The organism is Acidovorax sp. 210-6 (assembly GCF_010020825.1).
GTDB lineage: Bacteria > Pseudomonadota > Gammaproteobacteria > Burkholderiales > Burkholderiaceae_C > Simplicispira > Simplicispira sedimenti.
This window is the reverse complement of the sequence record NZ_JAACJE010000001.1, coordinates 333,032-351,007: the sequence shown is the minus strand read 5'-3', so window position 1 is coordinate 351,007 and position 17,976 is coordinate 333,032. Positions and strand designations below refer to the sequence as shown.

Annotated in this window: 18 protein-coding genes; 5 read left to right on the top strand and 13 right to left on the bottom strand. The window is 66.9% G+C overall.

Annotation, left to right across the window (positions count from 1 at the left end; genetic code table 11):
* Nucleotides 1–18 precede the first annotated feature (18 nt).
* Nucleotides 19–2,796, top strand: coding sequence for an EAL domain-containing protein (locus tag GWK50_RS01605; protein ID WP_162014983.1), 2,778 nt, complete (start codon nucleotides 19–21; stop codon nucleotides 2,794–2,796).
* Here GWK50_RS01605 and recG read toward each other — a convergent pair.
* Nucleotides 2,786–4,966, bottom strand: coding sequence for an ATP-dependent DNA helicase RecG (gene recG, locus GWK50_RS01600; RefSeq protein WP_162014982.1), 2,181 nt, complete (start codon nucleotides 4,964–4,966; stop codon nucleotides 2,786–2,788). The two genes, GWK50_RS01605 and recG, sit on opposite strands and share 11 nt — an antisense overlap.
* A 98-nt stretch (nucleotides 4,967–5,064) precedes the next feature.
* Between recG and GWK50_RS01595 the strand changes: the two genes are divergently transcribed.
* Nucleotides 5,065–6,345: an HD-GYP domain-containing protein gene (locus GWK50_RS01595; RefSeq protein WP_162014981.1), complete on the top strand. Its 1,281-nt coding sequence runs from the start codon at nucleotides 5,065–5,067 to the stop codon at nucleotides 6,343–6,345.
* Between the two features lie 63 nt (nucleotides 6,346–6,408).
* Nucleotides 6,409–7,521, top strand: a complete 1,113-nt coding sequence (gene queA / locus GWK50_RS01590) for a tRNA preQ1(34) S-adenosylmethionine ribosyltransferase-isomerase QueA (RefSeq protein ID WP_162014980.1) — start codon at nucleotides 6,409–6,411, stop codon at nucleotides 7,519–7,521.
* Nucleotides 7,522–7,592: 71 nt separating this feature from the next.
* Here the strand turns inward: queA and GWK50_RS01585 are convergent, their stop codons facing one another.
* The 3 genes from GWK50_RS01585 to GWK50_RS01575 form a co-directional block, all read right to left on the bottom strand.
* Nucleotides 7,593–8,018, bottom strand: coding sequence for a hypothetical protein (locus GWK50_RS01585; RefSeq protein WP_162014979.1), 426 nt, complete (start codon nucleotides 8,016–8,018; stop codon nucleotides 7,593–7,595).
* 257 nt (nucleotides 8,019–8,275) lie between these two features.
* Nucleotides 8,276–8,503 carry a helix-turn-helix transcriptional regulator gene (locus tag GWK50_RS01580; protein WP_162014978.1) on the bottom strand — a complete coding sequence of 76 codons (228 nt, stop codon included), beginning with the start codon at nucleotides 8,501–8,503 and terminating at the stop codon, nucleotides 8,276–8,278.
* An 11-nt stretch (nucleotides 8,504–8,514) separates the two neighbouring features.
* Nucleotides 8,515–9,114, bottom strand: a complete 600-nt coding sequence (locus GWK50_RS01575; RefSeq protein ID WP_242455258.1) for a DUF2975 domain-containing protein — start codon at nucleotides 9,112–9,114, stop codon at nucleotides 8,515–8,517.
* A gap of 138 nt (nucleotides 9,115–9,252) precedes the next feature.
* Between GWK50_RS01575 and GWK50_RS01570 the strand changes: the two genes are divergently transcribed.
* Nucleotides 9,253–9,885, top strand: coding sequence for a hypothetical protein (locus tag GWK50_RS01570; RefSeq protein WP_162014977.1), 633 nt, complete (start codon nucleotides 9,253–9,255; stop codon nucleotides 9,883–9,885).
* Nucleotides 9,886–9,906: 21 nt separating this feature from the next.
* Here GWK50_RS01570 and GWK50_RS01565 read toward each other — a convergent pair whose 3' ends face one another.
* From GWK50_RS01565 to trpE, 9 genes are all read right to left on the bottom strand, one after another.
* Nucleotides 9,907–10,914 carry a sensor domain-containing diguanylate cyclase gene (locus GWK50_RS01565; RefSeq protein WP_162014976.1) on the bottom strand — a complete coding sequence of 336 codons (1,008 nt, stop codon included), beginning with the start codon at nucleotides 10,912–10,914 and terminating at the stop codon, nucleotides 9,907–9,909.
* Between the two features lie 53 nt (nucleotides 10,915–10,967).
* Nucleotides 10,968–11,690, bottom strand: a complete 723-nt coding sequence (locus GWK50_RS01560) for a uracil-DNA glycosylase (protein ID WP_162014975.1) — start codon at nucleotides 11,688–11,690, stop codon at nucleotides 10,968–10,970.
* A gap of 58 nt (nucleotides 11,691–11,748) precedes the next feature.
* Nucleotides 11,749–12,549 carry an indole-3-glycerol phosphate synthase TrpC gene (gene trpC, locus GWK50_RS01555; RefSeq protein WP_162014974.1) on the bottom strand — a complete coding sequence of 267 codons (801 nt, stop codon included), beginning with the start codon at nucleotides 12,547–12,549 and terminating at the stop codon, nucleotides 11,749–11,751.
* The gene (locus GWK50_RS19605; RefSeq protein ID WP_242455257.1) at nucleotides 12,542–12,682 is read right to left on the bottom strand and encodes a hypothetical protein; all 141 of its coding nucleotides are present in this window, start codon (nucleotides 12,680–12,682) and stop codon (nucleotides 12,542–12,544) included. Before GWK50_RS19605 ends, trpC begins: the two co-directional genes overlap by 8 nt.
* Nucleotides 12,683–12,852: 170 nt before the next feature.
* On the bottom strand, nucleotides 12,853–13,887 hold the full coding sequence (trpD, locus tag GWK50_RS01550; RefSeq protein WP_162014973.1) for an anthranilate phosphoribosyltransferase: 1,035 nt from the start codon (nucleotides 13,885–13,887) through the stop codon (nucleotides 12,853–12,855).
* 22 nt (nucleotides 13,888–13,909) lie between these two features.
* Nucleotides 13,910–14,578 (bottom strand): LysE family translocator, encoded by a 669-nt coding sequence (locus tag GWK50_RS01545; protein ID WP_162014972.1) that lies wholly within the window; start codon nucleotides 14,576–14,578, stop codon nucleotides 13,910–13,912.
* Nucleotides 14,575–15,147, bottom strand: a complete 573-nt coding sequence (locus tag GWK50_RS01540; RefSeq protein WP_162014971.1) for an aminodeoxychorismate/anthranilate synthase component II — start codon at nucleotides 15,145–15,147, stop codon at nucleotides 14,575–14,577. Before GWK50_RS01540 ends, GWK50_RS01545 begins: the two co-directional genes overlap by 4 nt.
* On the bottom strand, nucleotides 15,144–15,476 hold the full coding sequence (locus GWK50_RS01535; RefSeq protein ID WP_162014970.1) for a chorismate mutase: 333 nt from the start codon (nucleotides 15,474–15,476) through the stop codon (nucleotides 15,144–15,146). The genes GWK50_RS01540 and GWK50_RS01535 overlap by 4 nt, the downstream gene beginning before the upstream one ends.
* Nucleotides 15,473–16,972 (bottom strand): anthranilate synthase component I, encoded by a 1,500-nt coding sequence (gene trpE, locus GWK50_RS01530; protein ID WP_162014969.1) that lies wholly within the window; start codon nucleotides 16,970–16,972, stop codon nucleotides 15,473–15,475. Before trpE ends, GWK50_RS01535 begins: the two co-directional genes overlap by 4 nt.
* A gap of 356 nt (nucleotides 16,973–17,328) precedes the next feature.
* Here trpE and GWK50_RS01525 point away from each other — a divergent pair, with 356 nt between their 5' ends.
* Complete coding sequence (locus tag GWK50_RS01525; protein WP_162014968.1) at nucleotides 17,329–17,910, top strand: chalcone isomerase family protein; 582 nt, start codon at nucleotides 17,329–17,331, stop codon at nucleotides 17,908–17,910.
* The last annotated feature ends 66 nt before the right edge of the window (nucleotides 17,911–17,976 follow it).

The window sequence follows — 17,976 nt, the reverse complement described above, 5'->3', positions numbered from 1 at the left end:
TCCTATGATGCACCCATCATGCCCTTGCGTACACCCCGCTCACTGCACCTGCGCCTGTGGGGTGTCATCGGAATGGCCTGCCTCCCCGTCTTCCTGATGGCCTTTTTCGACTACCGCGAACGGCGTCAGGATGCCATTGTGGCCCTCGAAAACGAGGTGTCACGCATGCTGACGGCAGCGCGGCTGACCGAAGACGCCGCCCTGGGCAGCATGCGCCAGACCTTCCAGATCATGGCGCGCGCAGACAACCTGCAGTCACTCGACCCCCAGGACTGCTCCGGCCTGGCCCAGCGCCTGCTGCAATCGATGGAGGACTTCGCCAACCTCGGCGCGGCCCTGCCCGACGGCACAGTGTTCTGCAGCGCCAGTCCTGGGCAAACGCGGGTGTCGGTGACGGACCGCAACTGGTTCCAGGAGGCCCAGAGCGGCGAGGGCATCACTTCGGGCGAATTCGTCACAGGGCGCATTTCTGGCAAACCGAGCATGGTGTTCGGCTACCCGGTGCGCGATGCCGACGGCACACTCAAGGCCGTGCTGTTTGCTTCCATCCAGTTGGGCTGGTTCGACAAGCTGATCGCCGAATTCAAGCTGCCGCAGGGCTGGAACGCCTTCTTGCTGAGTGACACCGGCACGGTGCTCTCCTACCACCCCGCGGCCAGCCGCCCACCCCAGACGGCGCAGGCGCCCGCAGGCGCGGCCCCGTTCCTCCGGGCACTGCAGGAGGGGCGTCGCATCAGCGAGATTGAGGGCCTGGATGGCAACCGCCGCATGTACGGCGTCGGGTCGCCGCGCTTTTCCCGCACGCCCCTGCTGGTGGCCATCGGCGCACCGCTGGACCGCACGGTGGCGCGCATCGACCAGGGTTTCTGGTGGCGCATCCTGCTGCTGGCAGGCATTGCACTGGTGTCGGTGCTGACGGCGCGCTTTTACATCTACGGCCTGATCGAGGCCTGGACCGGCCAGATCACGGCCGCCATCGACAGCGTGGCCGCCGGCCGACTGCAGACCCGCATCCGGCGCCTCTCGCACGTGAGCGAGCTGCGGGCAGTGGAACAGGGCATCAACCACATGGCCAGCGAGCTGGAAAAACGTGAGGTCGATCTGCGCCGCCTGTCCACCGCTGTGGAGCAAAGCCCCGAGGCCATCATCATCACCGACACCGAGGCCCGCATCCAGTATGTGAACGACGCCTTCCTGCGTTCCACCGGCTACACGCGCGAGGAGGTGCTGGGCCAGAACCCGCGCATCCTCAACCGTGGCCTCACCCCGCCCGCCACCTATGCGACCATGTGGGGTGCCCTGAAGGCGGGCAAGGTGTGGAGCGGGGAGCTCATCAACACCCGCAAGGACGGCAGCACCTATGTGGAGATGGCCACCATCGCCCCCATCTTCGACGAGGACGGCCAGGTCACGCACTACGTGTCCACCAAGGAAGACATCACGCAGCGCAAGCAGTCGGAAGCGCTGGTCCATCAACTGGCCTACTACGATGCGCTGACCGGCCTGCCCAACCGCGCCCTGCTGCACGAGCATCTGCAGCAGGCCGTCGAGGCCAGCGCACAGGGCACCGCCCAGGGACTGTTGCTGCTGATCGACATCGACCGGTTCAAGCAGATCAACGACACACGCGGACACGCCACGGGCGACTGGCTGCTGCGCGAGATGGCGCGGCGCATCCAGGGCTGCACGGGCGCCGCCGACACCGTGGCGCGCCTGGGCAGCAACACCTTCGGCATCATCGTGCCCGACATCGGGGGGCCCTCCGACCTGGCCCAGGCCATCGCCCGGAACGTGCACCAGACACTTGCCGCCCCCTACGACCTGGGGGACGCCAAACGCCTCTATGCCACCACCAGCATGGGCATCGCCTATTTCTGCGCCGGCATGCCCGCACCCGACATCCTGCTTAAGCAGGCCGAGGTGGCGCTCTACCGCGCCAAGGACGAGGGCGGCAACGCCGTGCTTTTCTTCGACGCACCGATGCAGGCCGCCGTCGATGCACGCGCCGCCCTGGAGATGGCGCTGCGCGACGCCATCGAGATCCAGGCGTTCCGGATGTTCTACCAGGTGCAGGTGGACCAGCATGGCACCGTGGTGGGCGCGGAAGCTCTGATCCGATGGATCGGCGCCGATGGCAAGGTGGTCTCCCCGGCCGAGTTCATCCCGCTGGCCGAGGACACCGGCCTGATCGTGCCCATGGGCCAGTGGGTGCTGGACACCGCCTGCCGGCAGCTCGCCCGCTGGCAGCGCAGCCCCGCCACACGCCACCTGACCCTGGCCATCAACGTGAGCGCGCGGCAGTTCCACCAGGCCGATTTTGCAGCCCAGCTGCGCTCGGCACTGGAGCGCCACCACCTCGACGCCAGCGGGCTGAAACTGGAGCTGACCGAAAGTGCGATCCTGGGCGACATCGATACCACCATCGAACGCATGCACCAGCTGCGCGAGCTGGGCATCCGCTTTGCGCTGGACGATTTCGGCACGGGGTACTCCTCGCTGTCCTACCTCAAGCGCCTGCCCTTCGACCAGCTCAAGATCGACCAGTCATTCATCCACGACATGCTGACCGACAACACCAGCAACGCCATCGTGCGCGCCATCCTGGTGATGAGCGACGCGCTGGGACTGGAGATCGTGGCCGAGGGCGTGGAAACGGCGGACCACCGCGCCTTCCTCGTCCAGCACGGCTGCCAGTTCTGCCAGGGCTATCTGCTGGGCCGGCCCATGCCCATCGAGGCCTGGGAAGAAGCCCACCTGGCGGTCGGCCCGGCGCCTGGCGACACCCCTACGCCTTGAGGTAGTCCTGCCGCCCGCCCAGCCAGCGCGCCACATGCTGGCGCGCCAGGTCAGGGTGGTGGTCCAGCATGGCGGGCGCCAGGGCGCGGGCCCATTCGAGCAGGGCGGTGTCGGTGGCCAGGTCGGCAAAGCGCAGCAGCGCATCGCCCGATTGGCGTGCGCCCAGGAATTCGCCGGGACCGCGGATCTCCAGATCGCGCCGGGCGATCTCGAAACCGTCGTTGGTCTCCTGCATGGCGCGCAGGCGCTCCTTGGCGGTCTCGCCCACGCGGCCACTGTCGTTGGTGGCGTAGAGCAGCACGCATGCCGAGGCCACAGCGCCGCGCCCCACGCGCCCCCGCAACTGGTGCAGTTGCGACAGGCCAAAGCGCTCGGCGTGCTCGATGACCATGAGCGACGCATTGGGCACGTCCACCCCCACCTCGATGACGGTGGTGCTGACCAGCACGCCCATCTGCCCGGCGCTGAACTGCGCCATGACAGCCTTCTTCTCGGCCGCTGGCATGCGCGAATGCAGCAAGCCCACCAGCACGCCGGGCAGGGACTCGCTCAGCTCCTGGTGCGTGGCCGTGGCGTTCGACAGGTCCAGCGCCTCGCTCTCCTCGATCAGCGGACACACCCAGTACACCTGGCGCCCGGCCGCCACCTGGGCGCCGATGCGCTCGATCACCTCGTCCTTGCGGCTGTCGGCGATGAGCTTGGTGACCACGGGCGTGCGCCCGGGCGGCAGTTCATCGATCACCGACACATCCAGGTCGGCGTAGTAGCTCATGGCCAGCGTGCGCGGTATGGGTGTGGCGCTCATCATCAGCATGTGGGGCTCCATAGGCACCAAGGCCCCCCACGCTCCGCCGCTGCGCGGGTCGCTGCCCCCCGAGGGGGCTGCATCGCCTTGGGGCGGCCCGGCGTCGATGCCCTCCGCGAGCTTGCGGCGCAGCGCCAGGCGCTGCAGCACGCCAAAGCGGTGCTGCTCGTCCACGATGGCCAGCGCCAGGTTCTTGAACCGTACCTGCTCCTGGATGACAGCGTGCGTGCCCACCACCAGGGCGGCTTCGCCGCTGTGCACCTGTTCCAGCATGGTGGCGCGCTCCTTCTTCTTCTGGCCGCCTGCCAGCCAGGCCACACGCTGGCCGCGCGCAGCCAGCAGCGGCTCCAGCCAGCCCACAAGCTTGGCAAAGTGCTGCCCGGCCAGGATCTCGGTGGGCGCCATCAGCGCGCATTGCCAACCGGCCTCGATGGCGCGGCAGGCCGCCAGCGCGGCCACCACGGTCTTGCCGGCGCCCACATCGCCCTGCAACAGGCGGTGCATGGGCACGGGGCGGGCCAGGTCGGCGGCGATTTCTTCCCCCACGCGCTGCTGTGCGGCCGTGAGCGCAAAAGGCAGTTGGGCCAGCAGTTGCGCGTGCAGCGGCGGCGCGGCAGCGCCTGCGTCTGCCGCACGCAACACCGGCGCGCGCAGCCGGTCGCGCTCGCGCCGGGCCTGCCATTGGGTGAGCTGCTGGGCCAGCAGCTCCTCGGCCTTGAGGCGCTGCCAGGCCGGGTGGCTGTGGTCTTCGAGCGTGGCCAGGGCCACATCGGGCGCAGGGTGGTGCAAAAAGAATAGCGCCTCGCGCAGACTATACGGGCGTTGCAGGCCATTTTGACCCATGAATCGCGCCAAGGGCGGCTGGGCGCCGGGGGGCAGCGTTTCCGACAGGTCGGCGCGCTGCAGGGCCGTGGCAATGGCGCGGCGCAGGTACGGCTGGGGCAGGCCTGCAGTGCTGGGGTACACCGGCGTCAGCGCAGTGGGCAGTTCCCCGCCCGCCACGCGAAATGCCGGGTGCAGCATCTGCCGCCCCCAGAACCCACCGCGCACCTCGCCCCGGATGCGCAGGCGCGCGCCCACGGCCAGGGTCTTGAGGTGCGAGGGGTAGAAGCTGAAGAACGTGAGCTCGCAGGTGCCCGTGGCGTCGTCCACCATCACCTTGAGCATGCGGCGCGGACGCAACTGCACCTCGCTGTGGGTCACCGTGGCCTCGATCTGCACCGTGTCGCCGTCGCGCGCATTGCGCAGCGGGGTGATGCGGGTCTCGTCCTCATAGCGCAGCGGCAGGTGCAGGGCCAGATCGATGTCGCGTAACAGCCCCAGCTTGCGCAGGGCTTGCTGGGCGGGACTGGGGGTGGCAGGCATCGGATTACGGCAGTGCATCAACACAGTGGGGGGGAAAAAGGCTACCATGGACGCAGACCTGTGTCTTTCTGTTTCCTCTTCGCCCCTTTGTCCGAACCATGCTCAAGCGCATCCGAGTCGAAGACCTGACCCTGGGCATGTACCTGCAGGAGTTCTGCGGCTCCTGGATGGATCACCCTTTCTGGCGCACCAAGTTCGTGCTGACCGATCCCAAGGACCTGGAGCGCATTCGCGCCACAGCGGTGGAGGAAGTCTGGATCGACATCTCGCGCGGCAAGGACGTCGCCCAAGGTCGGCCCTCGGTGAGCCAGGAAGAGGACGAGATCCGCAGAGCGACGGACTTTGGCGAACTGGTGGCCATGCCGCCCCTGAAGGTGGTGGAGCCCGAGAAGCCCCTACCACCCATGCGCGACCTGCGCCCCACCTCCACACAGGCCGAACTGCACCGCGCCGCCCAGATCTGCGGCCAGGCCAAGGAGGCCGTGGTGTCCATGTTCCAGGAGGCCCGCATGGGCAAGGCGGTGGACGCCGAGTCGGCCTCCAGCCTGGTGCAGGAGATTTCGGACTCGGTCACGCGCAACCCCGGTGCCCTCATCAGCCTGGCGCGCCTGAAGACCGCCGATGAGTACACCTACATGCACTCGGTGGCCGTGTGCGCGTTGATGGTGGCGCTGGCCCGCCAGATCGGTCTGAACGACGCCCAGACCCGCACCGCTGGCTTGGCCGGACTGGTGCACGACCTGGGCAAGGCCGCCATTCCGCTGGCCGTGCTCAACAAGCCGGGCAAGCTCACCGACGAAGAGTTCGACTTGGTCAAGAGCCACCCCTTGGAGGGCTGGAAGATGCTCAAGGAGGGTTCCGGCGTCGAGACCGCTGTGCTCGACGCCTGCCTGCACCACCACGAAAAAATGGACGGCACAGGTTACCCCGACCGCCTGGGCCACGACAAGCTCAGCACCATTGCCCGCATGGCCGCCATCTGCGACGTGTACGACGCCGTCACGTCCGACCGGCCCTACAAACGCGGATGGGATCCAGCCGAATCCATCCGCCGCATGGCCGAATGGACCAAGGGCCACCTGGACCCGCGCCTGTTCCAGGCCTTCGTCAAGAGCATTGGTATCTACCCCGTCGGCTCACTCGTACGGCTCGAATCGGGCCGCATCGCCGTGGTGATGGAGCAGAACGTGGCGTCGCTCGTCACCCCCAAGGTCAAGGTGTTTTTCTCCACCAAGTCCGACCTGCGCATTCCGCCCGAAGTCATCGACCTGTCTGTCGCGGGCACCACCGACAAGATCGTGGCGCGGGAAGACCCCGACAAGTGGCGCTTCCCCGACCTCCACACTTTGTGGAGCGGCATCCAGGGCCAGCCCTGGTAGCTCCGGCAGTTACACTGCGCACCCTTTCAATCTTGGAACGGGCCTGTCCGGCCCTCAAGCCCGATGACCGAACTGCCCTTCAGCGCCCCGCGCGCCTTCACCCTCAGCGACTTCGATTTCGCACTCCCCCCCGAACGCATTGCCCAGCACCCGGCCACCGAGCGCAGCGCCTCGCGCCTGCTGGATGGGCGCAGCCTGCCCCCGGTGGACCGCATCTTCAAGGACCTGCCCGGCCTGCTGCAGCCGGGCGACCTGCTGGTCTTCAATGACACCCGCGTCGTCAAGGCGCGCATCTTTGGCGAGAAGGCCAGCGGCGGCAAGTTGGAACTGCTGATCGAACGCGTGCTCCCCAGCGGCCAGGGCAACGAGGTCGTGGCCCACATGAAGGTGAGCAAGAAGCCGCAGAGCGGCAGCACCATCCACATGGCCGGCGGGCGCAAGAGGGGCGGGTTTGACGCGACGCTGCTCTCGCGCTGGCCCGACGACAACGGCCCGCTGTTTCGCTTTGCGCTGCACGGCCCGGCGGGCGAAAGCCCCTGGGAACTGATGGAGCGCCACGGCCACCTGCCGCTGCCGCCCTACATCGAACGCCAGCAGCACACCGGCGCCGACCCCAACGCCGACCAGGACAGCCAGCGCTACCAGACCGTTTTTGCCCGCGCGCCCGGCGCCGTGGCCGCGCCCACAGCGGCGCTGCATTTCGACGACACCGTGCTGGCCGCACTGGCCGCGCGCGGCATCGAAACGGCCAGCGTCACCCTGCACGTGGGCGCAGGCACCTTCCAGCCCGTCAAGACTGAGAACCTGGCCGAACACCGCATGCACCACGAGTGGTACGACGTCCCGCTGGCCACCCTGGCCGCGCTGGAACGCTGCCGCCAGCGCGGCGGCCGCGTGGTGGCCGTGGGCACCACCACCGTGCGCACGCTCGAATCCTGGGCGCGCAGCGGCCAGACCACGGGCGAGACGGACATCTTCATCACCCCCGGCTTCGGATTCCGGGTGGTGGACCTGCTGGTGACCAACTTCCACCTGCCCAAAAGCACGCTGATGATGCTGGTAAGTGCCTTTGCAGGCTATGAACAGGTGATGGCCCTGTACCGCCACGCCATTGCGCAGGAGTATCGCTTCTTCAGCTATGGGGATGCAATGCTTTTGCGCCGCTGTGGCTCATAAAACAAGCGCAAATAGCTATCAAATCTATAGCATCAAGAGCCCTTGGACGGTGCAGGCCGTGCCTGTGCTGCTCAGGAGCAGTTGCGCGGCAACACGATGCGCGGCGCCGCACCCATGGCAGGCGGCTGGTTGGCGGAAGGCACCTCCACGCAATACACCGCCGCACCGCGTTGCACCCGCGTGACCCGCACGCCCCCGGCGCCGTACTGCTCGGTCAGGCGCATGTCCCCGCCCGCTGCGCCGTTGCTTGCGGCGTCGGCTGTCCAGCGTTGGTGCGGAACAATGCGCGCCTGCTGGCGCTCCTGCGCACTGGTGCCGCCTGCTGCGCGGCGCAGGTCTTCCGCCCCCCAACGCAAGGGCCTGGCAGGCTCGGAAGCCGTGGCCTGCGGCGCGGGCGCGGCCAGTGGGGCCGCGGCTTGCGGTGCGGCGGCAGGCGGCGCCGTGTCCGTGGCGGCCAAGGCGGGCACGGCAACGGCCTGCTTTTTGTGTACTGGCACGGTGCGCACGCTGGTTGCAGGCTGCGGGCCTGCAAGCTGCGCAAGCGGCGTGGCTGATGCCGCCGCGGACGCCAACGGCGGCGACGTGGCAATCCACACCATGGCAGGCGCCCGGCCTGCCGGTGCTTGGAAGGCCGCACCGGGCATCGCATGCAAGGGCCTGCGCGCCGCCCCCCACCACCACGACAGCGCCAACGCATGCAGCAGCAAGGACAAGCCCACAGCAGCGCCCCACCGGCGGGTGCTGGCCTCCGGCCTCACAGTGCCGCACCGTCCTCGCCACCGGGCACCCACTCCAGCAGGTCGCCCGGCTGGCACTGCAGGTATTCGCAAATGGCGGCCAGGGTTTCAAAGCGCACCCCCTTGACTTTGCCGCTTTTGAGCAAGGACAGGTTGGCCTCGGTGATGCCCACATGCGCCGCCAGGTCACGCGACTTCACCTTGCGCAACACCAGCATCTGGTCCAGCTTGACAACAATGCCCATGCGCTGCTCCGTCACACAAAGGCATCGGCCTCGGCCTGAAGGCGGCCGCCCTCAGCCAGCACGCGGGCCAGCAACAGCATCATCAGCCCCACCACCAGCACACTGATTTCAAACGACCCCAGGCCCAGCACCACCAGGCCGCCGCTCTGGCCCGAAGCCAGCCAGGAAAGCAAGGCCGTGACCGACGCCTGGTACACCAGCGAGCTTGCCAGCAGGGCCAGAAAGCCCCAGCCCAGCCCCCGGAACCCGCGCACCACCTCCGGACCGAACACGGCCCCCGCCAAAAAGGCACGGCAGATACGGTGCACACAGCCCACGGTATAGAACAGTGCCAGGCCAGGAATGCACTCCAGCGCGGCGCCCAGCCAGCGCCAGTGCGTCGCCATGGCAAGGGGCGGCTCCAATCCAGCCAGCACAGCGGGCACCGGCAGCACCGGCATGGGCAACCAGTCCACCCAGCCCCCGGCATGGCCGATGGCCGCCCAGCGTGACAAGGACAATCCCAGGGACAGCAGGGCAATGCCCCAACTGGTCACCAGCAAAGCCCAGACCAGGCGTTGAAAACCCCGTGTGTGCACCGGGGAAACCGCGATGGAGCTTGAAGAGGTCATGGCAACAAGTACATAGATAATTTCTGTAAAACAATAATAATATATCGCAAAGCAGAAATTTTTACCATGCCACACGTACCTCACCCACCGGCCCACAGCGAACCACCCACATGCCCTGCCCGTTCTCCTCAGCGCTGCATGCATCGGCTTTGCGCCATGGCCCTGGCCTGCACCGTCTTGTTGGCAGGCTGCGGCAGCGTGCCCGTTTCGTCGCTATGGAAGCTGCGCAAGCTCTCGCTGGAAACGCTGGAGCCCGCCGCCCTGCGCGCCGCCGTGGTGCACAGCCCCAGCCTGCAACTGGCACCCAATGGTGCCGTCCTGACCGTCGCGGTATCGCGTCAACTGCGGCTTGCCAACGGCGCCCACACCACCGAGCGGCTGGAAGAAAAGCTCCCGCTGCAGGCCTTGCACAGCAGTGCGGACATGCGCCCTCTCATCGAGCACGAAAGCCCCCAGTCCGCCGTGCACCTGTGGCGCATCGACCCCGCCGCCCTGCCCCGACTCCAGGCGTTGCGTACACGCGCCATGGCCTGGAAGGGCACGGACGACGGCAAGCGCGAACTGACCCTGGGGGTCGAGCTGACGGGGTGCCAAAAGAGTGGCAGCACCCGGCAGGCCATCACCACGCTGATGCGCTTTGCGGAGCCGGGCGAGTACATCCCCATCGTGCGCAACATCGATTTGGCCGAGACCATGTCGGCCGCCGAGCTGAAGCAGCGGTTTCCCGTGTGCGGCGCAGCGGGGGAACTTTCTGGGCAACAGCCCGGTTGACATTTCCGCCGTTCAGCGGGGTCATTTGCGCCGCAGCTTCTTGACCGCGTACATCGCCGCATCGGCGCGCCGCAGCGCCGTATCTACAGTGCAACTGGTGGGATCCAGGCACACCACGCCGATGCTGGCGCCGGGGTAGTCCAGCTTGGCGGCCGATGGCAGCACCACATGGCAGGCTGTCGCGCGTTCCAGCCTCTGGTGCAGGCCTGCAATGGCCTCGGTGCCGTCCTGACCGCTGGCCGGGCCCAGCCCGATGAACACGAATTCGTCGCCCCCCATGCGGGCCAGATAGTCGCTCTCGCGGCGCACGGCCTGCAGCTGGCGGGCCACTGCGCACAGCAGCGCATCGCCCGCTTCATGGCCGTGCTGGTCGTTGATCTGCTTGAACCCATCCAGATCCACATACGCCACCATCACGCTGCGCCCCGAGCGCCGCGCCCAGGCCAGCAGGCGCTCCAGCTCCTGGTACAGGGCGCGGCGGTTGGGCACGCCGGTCAAGGAATCGACCAAGGCCATCTCGGTAAGCTGCGCATTGCGCTGCTGCAGGGCCTGGAGCAACTGCTCGCGCTCCACCTGCTGGGCAATGAGCTTGGCAAACAGGCGCAACACCTTCTCAGCGTGCTGCGGCAGATGCGCCGCTTTAGAACTGGCAGCACACAGCGTTCCGAACACCACGCCATCCGACAGGTTGACAGGAACGCTCACATAGGTCTGGATGCCCAGGCTGGCCGCCGCTTCCGAATCGCCCCAGCACGCTGGTACATCCTGTGTGAAGAAGCGTCCTTCCTGCAGCGCTCGGCGGCACAGGGTGTCTCCCCAGGGCACGGCCAGGCCTTCCGGTATCTCCAATTGCCTGGAGTTGCGCGCATAAAGCACATGTTGCAAGGACTGCTGGAAGTCGATCCGCGTGAGGTAGGTGGACTCCATGCGGGTGACTTCTTCCAGCATTTCCAGCAAGGGCCGCGTCAGATCTTCGAGCGACCGGGCGCTGGCCAGCGAATCGGAAAGGCGCGAAAGCAGCGGGTCCATGTCGTCACCTGAAGAATCTGCGCCGAGAACCGTCCCGGCGCGGAGAAACGATACTACCGGCCGCCCTCTTGTTGCAACCGAAACGTCCGCGCCTTACCAAAGTGCCCACAACCGATGAAAGGCACGGGTGGGCGCAGCGCCGACAGCGGTGAGGGGTGGTTGGCGCACAGCACCAGGTGACCTCGGTCCTGTGGAATGACGGCGCGCTTGCCTTGCGCGTGCGAGCCCCACAACATGAAGACCACCGGCCGCGGCCCCTGGGCCACGTGGCGGATGACGGCGTCGGTCAGCAGCTCCCAGCCCTGTCCCGCGTGGCTGGCGGGGCGGCCCTCTTCCACCGTGAGCGTGGTGTTGAGCAACAGCACGCCGTTGCGCGCCCATTGCACCAAACTGCCGCCGGGCTGCGGCCAGGCGGGCGCTGGTGTGCCCAGGTCGCGCTGCAGTTCCTTGAAGATGTTGCGCAGCGAAGGCGGCAGCGCCACGCCGGGCGCCACCGAAAACGCCAGCCCCTCGGCCTGGCCCCGACCATGGTAGGGGTCTTGCCCCAGGATGACCACACGCACGTCTTCGGGCGGAGTCAGCTCCAGCGCACGCAAAGGGCGCGGCGGAAAAATGGTGGCCCCAGCATCGAGTCGCGCCTGCAGAAAGCCCAGCAGCCTATGGCCAGCCGTACTGGCGAAGAAATCTTGCACCAGCGGCTGCCAGCCCGGCGCCACGGGCCAGTCGGCCGGGTCTGCGCTGAGCAGCTGCGTGGGGGCGCTCTGCGGATCATTCATGGTCAAAATGGCCTCCAGCGCTTATCCATAAAGCGCGAGCAGCTATCAATTTTGAATATCAAGCAAAGAGCTTGGCCAGTTCGAGGCCCGGCTCGGGCGCGCGCATGAAGGCCTCGCCGACGAGGAAGGCATGCACGCCGGCGTCGCGCATGGTCTTCACGTCCGCGGGCGTCAGGATGCCCGATTCGGTGACCAGCAGGCGGTCGGAGGGCACATCCTTGAGCATGCCCAGCGTGGTGTCGAGCGTGACTTCGAAGCTACGCAGGTTGCGGTTGTTGATGCCGACCAGCGGGGTCTTGAGCTTGAGCGCACGCTCCAGCTCGGCGCGGTCGTGCACCTCCACCAGCACGGCCATGTCCAGGCCGCGCGCGATGGCCTCGAAGTCGGCCATCTGCGCATCATTCAGACAGGCGGCGATCAGCAGGATGGCGTCGGCGCCCATGGCGCGGGCCTCGTACACCTGGTAGGCGTCCACCAGGAAGTCCTTGCGCAGCACGGGGAGCTGGCAGCTCGCGCGCGCCTGTTTGAGGTAGTCCACACTGCCCTGGAAGAACTGCTTGTCGGTCAGCACCGACAGGCAGGCCGCGCTGACCTGGCCGTCGCCCTCGGCGTAGCTCTGGGCGATGTCGGCGGGAATGAAGTCGGCGCGGATCACGCCCTTGCTCGGGCTGGCCTTCTTGATCTCGGCGATCACGGCCGCCTGGCCCTGGGCGATCTTCGCGCGCAGCGCGCCCTCGAAGTCGCGCGTGAGCACGCGGCTCTCGGCGTCCTGGCGGATGGTGGCCAGGGACAGACGCTTTTGCGCGGCGGCCACTTCTTCGTGCTTGACGGCGACGATTTTGTTCAGGATGTCACTCATGGGGATCTGCCTTGTCGGCCCCGGCGGGGGGCTGTTTCAGAATCTTGACGAACACGCGGTGCATGGCGACGCCCACGACGATGAACAGCGCCGAGACACCCAGCGCAATCCACAGGCCAGGGTCTTGCCACACCTCAGTGCTCCATGGCGTTGTGCGCCATTCGTGGCCCATGAGACCGGCGCGGCCGAGACCAGCAGACGCCGCGCAAGGGCCGCCCCGCCGCGCTGGCGTCGTCCCCCTTACCACGCGAAGCGTGAGAGAAGGGGGAAGCCGCGCAGCGGCGCAGGGGGTTGTTCTCCATCTCAGGCCACCGCCAGCGCGTGCGTGCGCGTGACGAGCTGATCGAGCTTGGCTTTTGCCGCGCCCGTGTCGATGGCGGCGCGCGCCTGGGCAATGCCCTCGGCCATGGTGGGCACCACGTTGGCGGCGTACAGCGCGACACCGGCGTTGAGGCACACGATTTCGCGCGCGGGACCCGCATCGCCCGCCAGCACGCCCAGCAGCATGTCGCGCGACTGCTCGGGCGTTTCGACCTTGAGTGCGCGGTTGCTGGCCATCTGCAGGCCGAAGTCTTCGGGGTGGATCTCGTACTCTGTGATCTCGCCGTTCTTGAGCTCACCCACCAGCGTGGCGGCGCCCAGGCTCACTTCGTCCATGCCGTCGCGGCCATAGACGACCAAGGCATGCTCGGCGCCCAGGCGTTGCAGCGCGCGCACCTGGATGCCCACCAGGTCGGGATGGAACACGCCCATGAGGATGTTGGGCGCGCCCGCCGGGTTGGTCAGCGGCCCCAGGATGTTGAAGATGGTGCGCACGCCCAGCTCCTTGCGCACGGGCGCCACGTTCTTCATGGCCGGGTGGTGGTTGGGCGCGAACATGAAGCCGATGCCGATCTCGGCAATGCACTGCGCGATCTGCTCGGGTTTCAGGTTGATGTGCACGCCCAGCGCTTCCAGGGCGTCGGCGCTGCCACTCTTGCTGGAGACGCTGCGCCCACCGTGCTTGCTGACCTTGGCCCCGGCTGCAGCGGCCACGAACATGGCACAGGTAGAGATGTTGAAGGTGTTGGCGCCGTCGCCGCCCGTGCCCACGATGTCCACCATGTGCGTGGTGTCCTGCACATGCACCTTGGTGGAAAAATCACGCATCACCTGAGCTGCAGCGGTGATCTCGCCGATGGTCTCCTTCTTCACGCGCAGGCCGGTGATGATGGCCGCCATCATCACGGGCGACATCTCGCCGCCCATGATCAGGCGCATGAGGTGCAGCATCTCGTCATGGAAGATTTCACGGTGCTCGATGGTGCGCTGCAGCGCTTCCTGGGGGGTGATGGACATGGCGGTAAGTCTCCTCTGTCGATTAAGCGCTGGGCTGCTCGGTGAAGGCCAGCTTGAGTCCGAAGCCGATGAACATGGCGCCCGCCACGCGATCGAGCCAGTGCATGCCTCGCTGCACGGCGCCCACGCGGCGCGCCATCCAAGTGGCCGCGAGCGCCCAGCCCGCGTTGACGGGAATGGCGTTCACGTTGAACAGCACCCCGAGCAATACGAAGGCCAGGGCCTTGTTCTCGGTGGCGGGGGCGATGAACTGCGGCACGAACGCCAGGAAAAAGATGGCGACCTTGGGGTTGAGCACATTGGTCCAGAAGCCGCCCAGGAACACGCCGCGCAGCGATACCGCCTGCTGCGGTGCGGCCTGCGCCGCCGCGATGGCGGCGCTGCTGGCGCTGTCGCCCGACGCACGGGAGAACAGCATGCGCACCCCCATCCACAGCAGGTAGGCGGCGCCCAGCCACTTGAGCACGGTGAACGCCGTGGCCGAAGTGGCCAGCAGCGCGCCCACGCCCACGGCGGCGGCGAAGATGTGCACGAAGCACCCCGCCGTGATGCCCAGCCCCGCCACGATGCCCGCGCGCGTGCCCGAGCGCAGCGCGTTCGAGACGATGTAGAGCACGTCCGGCCCGGGCGTGAGGTTGAGCAGCCAGCCGGCGGCGATGAACACGAGCAGCTGGTGCGTCTCGATGCTCACGCCCGCTGCTCCAGGAAGTTGCGCAGCATGGCGTGGCCGTGCTCGGTGAGGATGCTCTCGGGGTGGAACTGCACGCCCTCGATGGGCAGCTCCTTGTGGCGCACGCCCATGATCTCGCCGTCCTCGGTCCAGGCGGTGATCTCCAACACCTCGGGGCAGCTCGCGCGCTCGATGGCCAGCGAGTGGTAGCGGTTCACCGTGAACTGCGCGGGCAGCCCGGCGAACACGCCCTTTTGCGTGGTGGTGATGACGCTGGTCTTGCCGTGCATCAGTTCGCGGGCCCGCACGATCTTGCCGCCGAAGGCCGCGCCGATGCTCTGGTGCCCCAGGCACACGCCCAGGATGGGCAGCTTGCCGGCGAAGTGCTGGATGGCCGCCACCGAGATGCCGGCCTCGGCGGGCGAGCAGGGGCCGGGCGAGACCACCAGGCGGTCGGGCGCGCGCGCGGCCACGCCTTCGATGGTGATCTCGTCGTTGCGGAACACCTCCACGTCCGCGCCCAGTTCGCCGAAGTACTGGACGATGTTGTAGGTGAAGCTGTCGTAGTTGTCGATCATCAAGAGCTTCATGGCTGGCTCCCTTGCGAAGGCGCACGCAGGCGCGCGAATTCGCGGTGTTCGAAGGCGATGTAGGCCTCCATCATGCTGCGGTAGATGGCCTCGATGACGTCGGGCTGGCCGCCTTCCTGGGCCGCACGGGCGCGCACGCGCGCCACGATGGCCTCGATGCGCTCCTCGTCGCGCACCTGGTTGGCGTCGATCTTGATGCGCGCGGCCTGCGTCATGTAGCCACCACGGGTCACCAACAGGGGCACCAGCACGTCGTCGAGGGCGTCGATGTGACGGCGCACGTCTTCCATGGTGGTGCAGTGCTGGGTGTTGTCGATCGCGCGGTTCATTCCAGTCCTTCCTCTACCAGTTCTGCGGCGCGCAGCAGGGCGCGGGCCTTGTGTTCTGTTTCGCGCCACTCCATCTCGGGCACGGAATCGGCCACCACGCCTGCGGCGGCCTGCACATAAAGCTGCCCATCCTTGACGATGGCGGTGCGGATGGCGATGGCCAGGTCCATGTCGCCCGCGTAGCTCAGGTAGCCGCAGGCGCCGCCATACACGCCGCGCTTGACGGGTTCGAGCTGGTCGATCAGCTCCATGGCATGTACCTTGGGCGCACCAGTGAGCGTACCTGCGGGGAAGGTGGCCTTGAGCACGTCCATGCTGGTCATGCCATCGTGCAGCAAGCCTTCGACGTTGCTCACGATGTGCATCACATGGCTGTAGCGCTCCACCACGAAAGCCTCCGTCACCTTCACGCTGCCGGTCTTGGCGATGCGCCCGATGTCGTTGCGCGCCAGGTCGATCAGCATCACATGCTCGGCGCGTTCCTTGGGGTCGTTCACCAGTTCGATCTCGGCGGCCTTGTCCAGTTCGGGCGTGGCACCGCGCGGGCGCGTGCCTGCCAGGGGCCGGATGGTGACCTTCTGGCCCTCGGGCGTACTTTCCTGACGCACCAAAATCTCGGGGCTGGCGCCCACCACATGGCTGTCGCCCAGGTGGTAGTAATACATGTAGGGCGAGGGGTTGAGCGAGCGCAGTGCGCGGTAGAGCGACAGCGGCGAGGCCTCAAAGCGCTTGTGGATGCGCTGGCCCACCTGCACCTGCATGAAGTCACCTGCCGCGATCAGTTCCTTGGCGCGCTCCACGGCAGCCAGGTAGTCCTGCTTGGCAAAGCTGCGCTGGGCGGGGTGGCTTTCCGTGGGTTTGACCACCGGGGCGCTCACCGAGTATTTGAGCTGGTCCTTGAGTTCGCGCAGGCGCTTTTTTCCGCGGGCATAGGCCTCGGTCTGGCCTGGGTCGGCATAGACGATGAGATAGAGCTTGCCCGAGAGGTTGTCGATGACGGCCAACTCCTCGCATTGCAGCAGCAGGATGTCGGGCATGCCCAGGGTGTCGGGCGGGCAGGTGTGCTCCAGCTTCTTTTCGATATGGCGCACCGCGTCGTAGCCGAAGTAGCCCGCCAGGCCGCCGCAAAAGCGCGGCAGGCCGGGACGCAGGGCGACCTTGAAGCGCTTTTGGTAGGCCTGCACAAAGTCCAGCGGGTTGCCAGGCGCGCTCTCCACCACCTGACCGTCGGTCACCACCTCGGTGACGGCATCGGCGCCAAAGCCACGCGAGCGCAGCAAGGTGCGTGCGGGCAGGCCGATGAAGCTGTAGCGGCCAAAACGCTCGCCGCCCACCACGGATTCGAGCAAAAAACTGTACTTGCCGCCGTCACGCGTGTGCGCCAGCTTGAGGTACAGGGACAAGGGGGTTTCCAGGTCGGCGAAGGCTTCCGCGATCAGCGGAATGCGGTTGTAGCCTTCGCGCGCAAGGCTTTGAAATTCAAGTTCGGTGATCACGGGGGAGGCTCCCTGCTCGGGCGGGGCGGCTTCCCGTTGGATGGGAGCGCACCGCAGTTCATGGGTCAGGCCCGCTGCGGGGCCCAGGGTGCACGCCGGGAGGCTCCCGGGTGCCGGTCAGGTGTTCAGGCAGACAGGCTTGCGCCAGGGCCAGGCTCCCCGGTCGCTGCGACCTGTGATGAACACGCGGTGGATGAACATGCGTGCAGTGTAGCAAATGCGGTTGCGTCCAGTCGCCCCCCCAGAGCGCAAGGTCAGGAGCCGCTCCCCCATGGAAACCCTGATGCGCGCCCTCCCCCAGATGGGCACAATTTGTTTCATTAAGCGAACGCTCGTTCTTTTTCGTGAGGATCTTTATGCGCAAAGCACTGCACGCCCTTTTTCTTGCCACCGGCCTATGCTGGGCCTCGGCGTCGCTGGCAGCCGTGGAGATTTCCGGCATCAAGCTGGAAGACAGCATCACCATCGCGGACACCAAGCTCCAGCTCAATGGCGCAGGCATCCGCTACAAAGGGCCGTTCAAGGTGTATGTGGGCGACCTGTACACCACGCAACCCGTGAAGTCGCTGGACGAACTGCTCGCGGCCCCTGGTCCCAAACGCCTGACGATGACCTTCCTGCGCGAGATCAACTCTGCCGACTTCGGCAAGTTGCTCACCCGGGGCATTGAGGACAACACCAGCAAGGCGGAGATGTCCAAGATCATTCCGGGAATGATCAAGATGGGCGAGATCTTTGCCGCCAACAAGTCCTTTGCCCCCGGCGATGTGTGCGCGCTGGAATGGGATCCGGCCAAGGGCCTGAGCATCTGGGCCAAAGGCAAGCTGCAGTCCGAGCCCTTCAAGGACCCTGCCTTCTTCAAGGCGCTGATGTCGATCTGGTTTGGCCAGAACCCTGCCGACTGGAAGCTCAAGGACGCCATGCTGGGCGCCAAGTGATGCTCCAGCCACAGTCCTGAGCACCAAGACCTGTCCATGCGGCAGGTCTTTTCATTGGTGCGTGGC